Annotated in this window: 5 protein-coding genes; 3 read left to right on the forward strand and 2 right to left on the reverse strand. The window is 43.8% G+C overall.

Going from position 1 to position 12,179, the window contains the following annotated elements; genetic code table 11:
• Positions 1-47: 47 nt before the first annotated feature.
• On the forward strand, positions 48-6,053 hold the full coding sequence (locus BLQ60_RS00775) for an SdrD B-like domain-containing protein (protein ID WP_378235127.1): 6,006 nt from the start codon (positions 48-50) through the stop codon (positions 6,051-6,053).
• A 2-nt stretch (positions 6,054-6,055) separates the two neighbouring features.
• The gene (locus tag BLQ60_RS00780; RefSeq protein ID WP_092614602.1) at positions 6,056-7,027 is read left to right on the forward strand and encodes a hypothetical protein; all 972 of its coding nucleotides are present in this window, start codon (positions 6,056-6,058) and stop codon (positions 7,025-7,027) included.
• 32 nt (positions 7,028-7,059) lie between these two features.
• On the opposite strand, the gene BLQ60_RS00785 is transcribed toward BLQ60_RS00780, so the two are convergent.
• Positions 7,060-8,070: an AraC family transcriptional regulator ligand-binding domain-containing protein gene (locus BLQ60_RS00785; protein ID WP_092614605.1), complete on the reverse strand. Its 1,011-nt coding sequence runs from the start codon at positions 8,068-8,070 to the stop codon at positions 7,060-7,062.
• Positions 8,067-9,035, reverse strand: coding sequence for a GGDEF domain-containing protein (locus tag BLQ60_RS00790; RefSeq protein ID WP_244515922.1), 969 nt, complete (start codon positions 9,033-9,035; stop codon positions 8,067-8,069). Before BLQ60_RS00790 ends, BLQ60_RS00785 begins: the two co-directional genes overlap by 4 nt.
• A 466-nt stretch (positions 9,036-9,501) precedes the next feature.
• Here BLQ60_RS00790 and BLQ60_RS00795 point away from each other — a divergent pair, with 466 nt between their 5' ends.
• A complete protein-coding gene (locus BLQ60_RS00795) occupies positions 9,502-12,039 on the forward strand; it encodes a TonB-dependent receptor (protein WP_244515923.1) in 2,538 nt (845 codons plus the stop codon).
• The last annotated feature ends 140 nt before the right edge of the window (positions 12,040-12,179 follow it).

Below are 12,179 nucleotides of genomic sequence, written 5' to 3' on the forward strand. Positions count from 1 at the left end.
CACCCATTTTCACCCAATATTTATCAACGTTTCATAAGGTTAGCACTGTGCTGAATATGACAAAAATGAATGCCTGCACTAAAGCGACGTTTATGTTGTCTTCACTAACACTGTCGATGTTGTTGGTGCAATATGGTCATGCCGATGTGCCTGCTGCGGGGACGGCGATTCAAAATATTGCCTATGCAAACTATACTTTGCCAGATGGTACAGAGAAAAAGACCTTATCAAATACTGTGGAAATTTCTGTTTCTGCACTGTATGCGATTAATTTAACCACGCCAATTGCGCAAGAAATTGAACCGAATCAGTTGGTGATTTGGTCAAACACGTTAACCAATAACAGTAATACACGTGCCACCATTGCATTAAATACCATTGATACCACGGGTTTAAGCAATGTAAAAATTTATATTGATTCAAATAACGATGGTCAATTTGACTCTAGCGATCAAGAATTTACCCAGAACATTTCACTGAATGTTGGTGAAAGTATCAATCTGTGGGTGGTTGCTACAGCAAGTTCATCATTAAGTGATGGGCAAAAGCTCGATTTACCGATTAAAGCGGTTGTACTCGAAGATCTTGATGTAACTGACGAGGCGGTAGATAGTGCGTTTGTCATGATTCCTCAGCTTGTGGCGACCAAAGCGGTACAGCAACAATCTTTTGATCCTGACAATTCCACCGATTATGACTTGGACTATACCTTACAAGTCAGTAATAAAAGTGCCCGTGCAGCACAGCCAATTGAGGTGATGATCGATGGGCAAAACCAAAAAATGGTATTATTGGTCGATGACATTCCTGCCAATACCACATTCAAATCTGCTCGTGCATTAAATACCCAAGCAAAAGTATTGTATAAAACAGGGAATAATAGCTTTAGCACCACTGCGCCAACTGATCTTAGTACTATTGATCAATTGGTGATGGGTTTTCCAAATATTGCTGCCAACACGACTGAACAAGTTGATTTCGTGGTCACCATGAACAGCAATATTGCACAAACCACAGTCAATAATACCTTTAATGTCTCTTATGCGACCACAGGTGGCAATAAAGTTGAACCATCTAATACAGTCTCCACTGCGGTCACAGGTCGCGCTAAAATCTATAATAAAACCAGTGATTTTAATACTGTCATCGGTACAGGTAGTACAGAGCGTCCGCTATATATCGAATCTCGTAGTGCAATGTGTAATGCCGATCGTTACAGTGTAGATCGTGTCAAAATTCGTGTGCAATCTAGCAAGACTGGCGATTTAGAAGATGTGATTGCGACTGAGACCGATGTCAACTCAGGTGTGTTCCGTTATCAGTTGGCGACTTTACGCACCAGTACAGCGATCAACTTTGATGATGTATTACAAACGGTTAAGCGTGATGAAGTTGCGATTAACCTGACCGATTGCTTGGATGCCAATAATCAATCCACGCAAAGTTTTGATGATGTCAATACACAAGTCTTGATGGACAACGTCGGCACAGTATTTGATGCCAAAACGGGGCTGCCTGTAGCGGGTGCGACGGTCACATTGCTTGATCAGTCGGGTCAGCCGATTGGTGATAATGTGGCATTTCGTATTGATCCACAAACAGGCGCACTGATTTCTATCGCTGCGACCCAAGTGACCAATGCTGACGGTGAGTTTTATTATCCATATGTCAGCGCAGGCACGTATAGCATCAGTGTTGATACCAGTACCATTGCGGGCAATACCAAGTATCAATTCGTCAGTGATAAGACAGTTTATCCAAGCTTCTCATCAGATAAAATCGTCAATACATCATGGTCTTATGCAGGTCAGTTTAACCTTGGACAAGGTGAAGCGGCACTGAATATTGATATTCCAATTGATCCACTTTCAGAAGAAAGTCGCTCCAACTTATTTGTCAAAAAAGTAGCGACCGACAACGATGCAGAAGTTGGTGAGTTCGAAGAATATACCGTCACCGTTGCCAACCGAGGCACAACAGATGCCACAGATGTGTCGATCAAAGACACATTGCCACGTGGCTTTATCTACGTGCAAGGTTCGATGCGTGTCGATGGCACTAAGGTCGATGATCCATTAGGTGGTAAAGGCCCTTACTTGACGCTGGGCTTGGGTACACTGAATGCCAATGAAGAAGTAAAAGTCCAGTACCGTGTCTATATCGGACCGAATGCCTTAAATGGTGACGGGATTAACCGTGTTCGTGCCAAAGATGCATCAGGTCTTGAATCCAATGAAGCCTCTGCAAAAGTCGATGTCAATCCAGGCCCGATGATTTCTGATGGGTTTATTCTCGGGAAAATTTTCACCGATTGTAATCGTAACGGTGTACAGGATGTTGGTGAAATCGGTGTGCCTGGGGTGCGTGTTTATCTTGAAGATGGTAGCTATGCGGTCACCGATAGCGAAGGCAAATACGACTTTTACGGGATTTCTGCCAAAACGCACGTGCTCAAAGTCGATCGCATCACTTTGCCAGCAGAGGCAGAGTTGCTACTGATTAGTAACCGTCAAGCAGGTGATCCGAATAGCCGTTTTGTTGATTTAAAGCGTGGCGAATTGCATCGGGCTGATTTTGCCATTTCAAGTGGTGCAGACGGCACTTGCTCTGAATCATTGATCAATCAAATTCTAAAACGTAAAGAAAGCATCGAAGCCAACAACAGTAAACTTGAACAAATCTTACGCACCGATTTGACCATTGATCCACTGGATTACAGCGTATCTGATGTGCGTGGACAACCTGCCAGTGGCTGTATTTCTGCGCAAGGCATTAGTGCCAACTGCGCAGTGGATTATTCCAAAGAGCAACTTTCAGACATGAAAGCGGTGCAGTTTGAGCCGAAAAAAGCTGACATGACCATCAATTTGGAAAAAGCGCTGGAAAATGCCACAGACAATAAACTACAAATCTTAAACTTACGTGATGGTCAAGTGTTGCCTTATCCGCAAGCTACCGTGCAGATGAAAGGGACTGCGGGCACCAATCAACAGCTTTGGGTCAACGGCGAACAAGTGCCTGAAAAACGCATTGGTAAACGTGCCGTTTTGCCTGACTTCCAAGTGTCTGGTCTGGACTTTATCGGGGTGGAATTAAAGCCGGGTAAAAATACCATCGAAGCACGCCAGCTCGATATGATGGGTAATGTCCGTGAGTCGGATAAAATCGAAGTCATCGCCCCAGATCAATTAGACAAAATCGTCCTGAATGCTTCAGCGCAAGCGCCACAAGCCAATGGTGTTGACCGCTTAAATGTCGAATTAAAAATTGTCGATCGTTTTGGCACGGTGGTGTCGAGTCGTACACCGCTCACCATCCAATCCAATATTGGTACGGTTGAACTGGAAGATTTGGATAAAAAAGAACCGGGCATTCAAGTCTTTGTTGAAGGTGGTACGTTAATCGTACCGATTCAATCGCCAAATGAAGCGGGCGAAGGCATTTTGTCTGTGGAAAGTGGTATTTTCCATAGCAGTACCCCTGTACGCTTCTTGCCGAATCTTCGTCCGATCATCGCAACGGGGATTATCGAAGGTGCGATTTCTTTTAAAGATTTTGATCCGAGCGAGTTAAACAAAGTCGATTCGAATGATGGTTTTGAAGAAGAACTGAATGAAATTGCCGACTCGAATAATGGCAAGAGCAAAGTCACGGGTCGTGCAGCCATGTTCCTCAAAGGCAAAGTCAAAGGCGAATATTTGCTGACTTTGGCGTATGATTCAGACAAGGATAAAAACCAACGCCTGTTCCGTGACATTCGTCCCGATGAATATTATCCAGTGTACGGCGATTCTGCAGCGAAAGGCTTTGATGCACAGTCGACCAGCAAACTCTATATTCGTGTCGATAAAGGGCGTTCGCATATCATGTACGGCGACTATGTGACCCGCACCGACAATGATGAAGGCTTATCACTTGGGCAATATAGCCGTTCATTGACAGGTGTGCGTGGCGTGGTTGAAGGCGACAAATATAAAGTCACTGCCTTTGCAGCGGAAACCAACACCGAACAAGTCGTGACTGAACAACGAGCACTGGGGATTTCTGGGCCATATAGTCTGGGTAATGTTGATGTCGATGATATGCTGGAAAATAGCGAAAAAGTCGAAATCATCATTCGTGATCGTAACAATCCAGGCTTAATTATTTCCTCAGAAACGCTAACTCGCTTTACCGACTATGAAGTGGATACATTTACCAACAGTATCTATCTTAAAGAGCCAGTATCGAGTGTCGATGCCAATCTCAACCCAGTGTATTTGCGAATCACGGTTGAATCCGATCAAGGTGGTGACGAGTATATCGTTGGCGGTGTGTCTGGATCGTATAAAATCACCGATCGTGTCAAAGTCGGCGCTTCGCACGTACAAAGTGACAACCCACTGAATAAAGAAAAACTCAGCAGTGCCAACACCGTGATTAACTTTGCCAAAACAGGTAAGTTGGTTGCTGAATATGCACGCTCAGATGTCAATGTCAGCGACCTGAACCAATTGACACAAATCAATGTTGATCCATCAGAAACAGGTGAAATCACAGGCGATGCCTATCGTATCGAGCTGGATTATGCTTATAAAAACATGGACTTTAGAGCTTATCACAACCGTGCCGATGAAGGCTTCTACAATACTTCATCACCAGTTTCATCTGGACGCAGTGAAAGTGGCATCAAGGCCCGTATGAATGTCGATAAAATCGGTTTGTTTAATATCGAGTTTGTCCGTACTGAAGATTTGGATAATGGCGTAAACCAAGGTGTGTCAGCGAGTGTACAACGTGCGATTAACAAGATTCTATCGATCGAACTCGGCTTGCGTTATTATGATGAAACCGAAGATGCTGCCACTGAAAACACCGATCAAATCACGCCATATAGTGGCACCACAGTTCGTGCCAAACTGACCAGTCAATTGCCTTGGGAAGGTTCTAACGCTTTTGTCGAGTACGAACAAGACATCGAAGAATCGGATCGTAAGGTGTTTGCTGTTGGTGCAAATTATCAAATCAATTCAAAACTGCGCGCTTATGGTCGTCATGAGTTGGTATCGAGTATTAGTGGATTGTATGAGCTCAATGATACTCAGCGCCGTAACGTGACTGTATTTGGTTTGGAAAGTCGCTATAACAATGATGCCACGGCGTTCAGTGAATATCGTGTTCGTGATGGCATCAGCGCACGTGAGGCAGAAGCAGCGATTGGTTTGCGTAACCGTTGGGAACTTGAAAAAGGCTTTTATGTCAATGCTGGCTTTGAGCAAGTCAAAGCTGTTTCAGGTAAAAATGATCAAAGTGCAGATAATACCGCAGCCAGCTTAGGGGTTGAATATTTGGCGCCTGAAAATTGGAAAGCAGTTGGGCGTATTGAAGCACGTTGGGCGGAGCAGTCTGACACCATTTTGAATAATCTCGGTGTGGCGTATAAATACTCTGATGATGTGACCTTGCTTGCCAAAAACGTATTGAGCTTTATTGATAATCAAAGTGAAAATAGTGGCAATCGTTTTGTCAATCGTTTCCAGCTTGGCTTGGCATATCGTGATACAGCGACCAATCGCTTTGATGCGCTGAGCAAGATTGAATATCGTTATGATAAGAACGAGACTGACTTAGACAATACCTATTTGAAACACGTCTATATCTTATCCAATCATATCAATTATCATCCGACACGTGCGCTGACGCTATCTGGACAATATGCGCTGAAAAAAGTTGACACCACCTATTCTGGATTGCAGTCTGATGGCATCACGCACATGCTCAGTGGTCGTGCCATGTATGACATTAATGAGCGTTGGGATGCGGGTGTACACAGTGGATTATTATGGTCTGATGTCAGCGACGGCAAACGCTTATTGATTGGTGGTGAGGTTGGCTATTTGGTTGCGGCAAATCTTTGGGTATCAGGTGGTTATAACTTCTCTGGTTACGAAGATGAAGATCTAGTCGATAGCGATACCACGGTGCAAGGACCATATTTGCGCATGCGCTTCAAGTTTGATGAAAATCTATTTAAACGCAAAAATGCTACAGTCAATGCGTCGATGGAGCCATAGTGATGAATAAACCAGCGATGAATCAAAAAGCTGTGAATAAACAAGCAATGACGAAAAATTTGAAAAAGTCGGCAATAATGAAGCAGGGCGTTCAATACTCAGCACTGATCGCAGCAATGTCGTTTGCTGTGGTTGGCTTACATTCGACCGTCGTGTTCGCTGTTGAAAATGATGTCGTCGCTGTTGAAAATAATATGGTTACTGCAGAGAATGTCACGAACACTGCAACTGAGCCTATGCTTAACACAAGTCCAGTCAGTGTAGAAAACGCAGTTACATCATCTGCAGCTGACATCACCGCTGAAAAGGAACGCACACCAAGCCCATCACTGCCACCGATTGATGAGTCAACCTATATTGCCAATCCGAAAGATAAAGACGTTGCTGCACTGCAAGCACACTTATTGCCATTTTATGCGGATAAAGACGCTGTGCAGTATTATCATGCAAAAAAAGCAGCCACATGGCTCAGTTATGCTGCACATGAGGGCAGTGAACGTGCGCCAAAGAAAACCATGCGTAAAACGGCATTGGCGGAAGCAGAGCGTATCATCAGTGCGTTAGAGCAGGGTCAAGCCGATCAGCTGAGTCTAACCACGACAGTGCCTAAAGGCTCAGAAGTAATGCGCCGTGATCTCTGGAGCAATGCGGAATGGTTAAAATATCAAACAGGGTTTAGTTGTGCCCAATCGCAAGTTGCCCAAGCCGAAGTGATGTTGGTCTGGGCAGCCGCAGAGCAATGCGAATTGGGTTGGCGTCATTCTCGAGAAAAGTTCTTGGCGGCACAGCGCCTGCTGGATAAAGCCAATGATCAAGCCTTGAGCTGTCAATCTCAGCAGGGTCAAGCAACGTTCCGTCAAGACATGCCAAAAATCAATTATCCTTCTTTTGATGCGTTGAACGGTGGTCAAAATATTTGCCAAGGGGTCAAAGGTGCATGGCCAATCTGGGCACCCGCAGCGGCGTCAGAATAAACGAATAGAGTACGTCTTGTCTTATTTATGCCTTAAATGGCTTGTGGTGAGATCCCAGACCAGCGCTTAAATGCACGCCTAAAATTGTTGGCATCATTGATTTGTAGATATTCAGACACTTGTTCGGTCTTATAACCATAAATCCGATATAGCTTGATCGCAGTATGTAGACGACATTGATCAACTTGTGCTTGAAAATGGGTATGGTGCTTTTTCAATTTACGTTTCAATGTTGCAGGACTCATTGCAAAGTATTCTGCTGTATGTTCAAGCTGAATATTATGTTGAATGTTTTGCATCAAATAGTGATACAGCAACGTTAAAAATGACTGTTCGATGCCCATCATTTCAAAATGGCTTAGCGCCTGTTTGTGGCTGGTTTGCGCCAAGATACTTGAGGCATTCGGTAGCGGCGTATACAGATATTGACGATCCAAAATCATCATATTCATTGGGCGATTAAACTCGACATGATCCCCAAGATGCACCCAATATTGTTCGATATACTCGGGTTCTTCGCCATGAAATTCATAGTGCCACGGTAGTTTTTGCCCATAGAGCTGTCGAGTCAGCGCTTGGATTGCCGACATGGCACTTTCGATCAGATGTTGACTGTCAGGGTTATTTTCATCGAGCCAATATAGGTAGAGATGTTGCTGACTTTCAAATAATTGAGGGGTCAGCCAAGGGCAGAGCAGGCTAGAAAATGTGACATAACGCTGTAGCGCTTCTGCAATGCTATTGGCATAGAGCAAGCTATGCTGTGCCTCGTGAAATGGCGTAATCAACGTGCGCTGACCGAATAAAAAATGAATATCATGTTGATTGGAAAATGTACTGATATTCTTTAACACCTGTCGTATTTGCTCGACAGAGATTCGTTTTTTTGCAGATAAAATATCCTCAAGAAAAATCCCACTACCACGCAATACCAAATCGTGTGAGATGTCATGACTGTGACAAATGTCCATCAAGATCGACAGCTGATGATGCGCTGGAATATAGCGATAGTCACACTCGAAAGCATGCTGAAACTTGCTCATTGCGTCGCCTCCGATGTTGTTGCAAATGGATTGGGCTGAGCAACTGGTCGACGTTGCTTAGAAGCAAGTTCTGTCGATTTGAGATGAATTAATTGTTGGTTGAGGCGTTTGAGTACAGTTTGTGCCGAGCGATCGATCACTTCACAGTAAGTCGTGCGAGCGTGTAACGGAATCAGTTGGTTGGACTGACGGTGGAAATATTGACTATGGCTAATCAGTTTTTCCAAAGCGATGCACATGGCTTGTGCCTGCTGATGGTCAGTATTGCACATCAAAATCGTAAAGCGATCACCCGCATAACGACACAGCAAATCCGTCTGGCGTAGATTCAAACTGATCAATTGCGAGATATGCTGCAATATTTGCGAGCCTTCATCATAGCCATAGTCTTGATTAATCTGATTAAAATTAACCATATCCAATAAAATTACACTGTGTGTATCTGATGGATTTTTTTCAATCATATGATTGAGCTCAGATTTAAAATAATTGGCATCGGCAAGTGGCGTCAGCGCATCGAATAGACGATGATCACGGAAAATACGTTCTCGCTTTTGCATTTGCTTGTTGATGGCAAGCTGTTCTTGATGCCAAAAATACACCGCCAAAGTCAGCAAAGTTAAACCTATCGGAAATGGTACTGACTCAAGCCACGTATCCCATTGAATCTGCGCTGGAATCTTAATAAATTCATCCAACACATCCATCCACAGATGAAAAAAAGTAAAACACAGCCCATAGACAAAAAGTGTGGTGACTTGCCCATGAATACGACTTTTCAGCACCAGCACTAGCCATAACAGCGCAAACGCAGCCGCTCCGCCTTCGCCTAAAATATCGATCCATTTCCATGTTTGAAATGCTTTGACATCACCAAACTGTAAAAATAAGGCGATGCTGAGCACACAGCACAGCATCAGTACGCCGATGATGATCGAAAATGGATGTTGTCGAAGTCGCTTCATGCTCAATAACTACCGCATTTAAAAATAAAAAAATGACATGCATGTGTTGCACATTCAACGACACATGGTGTGAAGTGTGATGTTTGTCAGTGACATGTCCGATGAATTGAATAACTAGAAAAACAAAATTTGATGACAACTTGATGGCAATGTGACAGTCATATCAGCTCAAGCATTATTTTAAAAATGCGCCGTATGTGCTGTTTTTGATGGATCAGCGAAGTTGTTGGATACATCGAAATAGATGCTGAACAGGCATTTTGCCTAGCAATGCTGGGCTTGATGGCGCATCAGTGCCAAAGTCAAATTAGCTCAAAACATCAATAATCCTTCTAAAAATCTCAATAAATCAATCAAATAAGAAATTGCTGTCACAGAAGATTCATATTTAGATTTTATTGTGCAGTCATCCAAATCAAGTTCGTGACTTTTCATTTTTATGGTTAATTTTATGGGGCGAAGCACAATGAATTTTCCAAAATCAGCAAACCAACCAATGCGCAAGAAAACGTCCTTGCGCTTTCAAATCTCAAGTTTAGTCATTGCCATGTCTGTGATTAGCTTGGCGCATGCCGATGTCAATGATGTCGATACGGCGGTCGATAGTACCAACAGCAATACACAAAACAGTGTCCAAGCCAATGCGGTGGAATATGTCAAAGTGGTGGGTCAAGCTGCCAGTATGGATCAAGCATTGCAGGAGCAAAAGCGTTCTGATTCGATCAGTAGTGTGGTGCATGCCGACGCCATTGGTCAGCTTCCCGATGATAATGCCGCTGAAGCATTACAGCGTATCCCAGGGGTATCCACCGAGCGAGATCAAGGCGAAGGGCGTTTTGTCACTGTGCGTGGTTTAGGCGCAGATATGAATGCAGTGACCATTAACGGGACGCTGGTGCCAGCACCTGAAAGCGACCGCCGTGGCGTGGCATTAGATGTTCTACCGACCGAATTGGTGCAGTCTTTGGCGGTGGTAAAAACCTTAACACCTGATATGGATGCCAATTCACTTGGTGGTACGGTACAAGTAGAAAGTCTGTCAGCATTTGACCACAAAGGCTTGTTCTACACAGGGACAGTCGAAGGCAGCTACGATGATTTACGTGAAGAATATAGCCCGAAAGTCTCAGGTGCGATCAGTGACCGTTTTAGCATTGGCGAGGGTGAGGACAACTTTGGTGCGGCTTTGGCGCTCAGTTATCAAAATCGTAAATTTGGCTCAGATAATGTCGAAACGGGCGGTGCATGGGATGGTGATACGCTGGAAGAAACCGCAATGCGCCAATACGACATCGAGCGTGAGCGGATCGGTGCGGGGCTAAACTTAGACTATCGACCGAATCCAACGGGTGAATATTATCTGCGCACCTTATATAGTCGTTTTAAAGATACTGAGCAACGTCAAGAGTTCAGTGCTGAATTTGCCGATGCTATCGAAGCAGGTGAGAGCAGTGATGCGGAATTGACCCGTTCGTTGAAAAGTCGGGTCGAAACCCAAGAAATTAAATCCTTCGTCTTGGGCGGTGAACAAGGTTTTGGCACATGGACAGTCGATGGGCAACTGGGCTATAGCGAAGCCTCAGAAGAAAATCCGGGTGGGATTTCAGGGGCAAAATTCGTTGGTGATTTCAGTAATGTCGGTTACAGCTCGGGTAAAAAACCAACCATTAGCGCAGATCAAGATGCTTATGATACATCGAACTATACGTTAGATTCTGTCACTTGGGAGCTATCGAAAACCACAGATCAAGAGTTCAATGCCAAACTAGATTTCCTCAAAGATTACATGCTCGGCAACTATGCAGCAGTCTTTAAATTTGGTGGGAAAATCAGTCAACGCGAAAAGAAAAATGACAGCAATGAATGGGAGTATGAGGACTTAGCCAGTGCAAGTAATGATTTTAGTGGGAATAGTTCTTATAGCTTGGCAAAGTTTGGTTCACTCATCAACGCCACTGCGATCAAAAATAAAATCAATGGCTTAAATGATGATGACTATGTGGTGCTAGATGCGTCAACGGTCAATGACTTTGAATCCAATGAAGACATTCAAGCTGCGTATCTGATGAATACCGTCGATTTTGATCATTTAAAAGTGATCGCAGGTCTGCGTTATGAGAATACCGAGTTCGAAGCCAAAGGTTTTACTGTCGATGGCGATACGGTGACATCGAACAAATACCAGCATGATTATGACCATTGGCTACCAAGTCTGCATGCACGTTACCGCCTTGCTGATGATGCCTATCTACGTGCGGCATGGACTAATAGCGTGGTGCGTCCAACCTTTGGGCAAAGCGCACCGGGACTGTACATTGACGATGAGTCTGCCGAGTTTGGCAATCCAGAGCTTGATCCACTGGAATCCTCAAACTTCGATATTGGTGTGGAAAAATATCTTGGTGAAGCCAGTGTGATTAGCTTTAGCGCATTCTACAAAGATATTGATAACTTTATCTATAGCACCGATCTTGCAGGCACAGGACTTTGGGCAGATTTCGATGAGGCGATTACTTATAAAAATGGCGACAGTGCAAAACTTTACGGTATGGAGCTTGCCTATTCGCAGAAGTTTAACAATGGTTTCTTGATCGGATTCAATACCACACTGAGTAAGTCAGAAGCGACCATTGACAGTATGAAAGATGGTGAATCTTTGAGCCGTGATATTCGCTTGCCAAATCAATCCAATGTCGTCGGTAATGCCATGCTCGGCTGGGAAAATGACCGTTTTGGTGTACGTGTTTCAGCGAATTACAAGTCGAAATATCTGCTGGAACTCGGTGATATTGATGTGCTTGAAAATGATATTTATGCCGATGAGCAAACCTTCATTGATCTCAGCACTCACGTCAATTTGACCAAGAATTTACAGCTCAAATTCGATGCACAAAATCTTGGCAATGAAGTGTATTACACCTATCAAGGCGCAAAGCTCAAGAATGCACAGTACGAAGAATATGCACCGAGTTATAAGCTAGGACTTACCTATAGTCACTTTTAATGTTTAAGTTTTACACATTTAGGTTTTTACACAGTTTGATTTTTAAACATTTCGATCAGTGAATTCGTTTTTTTAAAGCCAGTCCAAGCACTAAATTAAGAAATGTGCTTGGGCTGTGCGATTCCCATTTTTGAGTGAAT

This window comes from Acinetobacter marinus (genome assembly GCF_900096915.1).
Taxonomy (GTDB): Bacteria; Pseudomonadota; Gammaproteobacteria; order Pseudomonadales; family Moraxellaceae; genus Acinetobacter; species Acinetobacter marinus.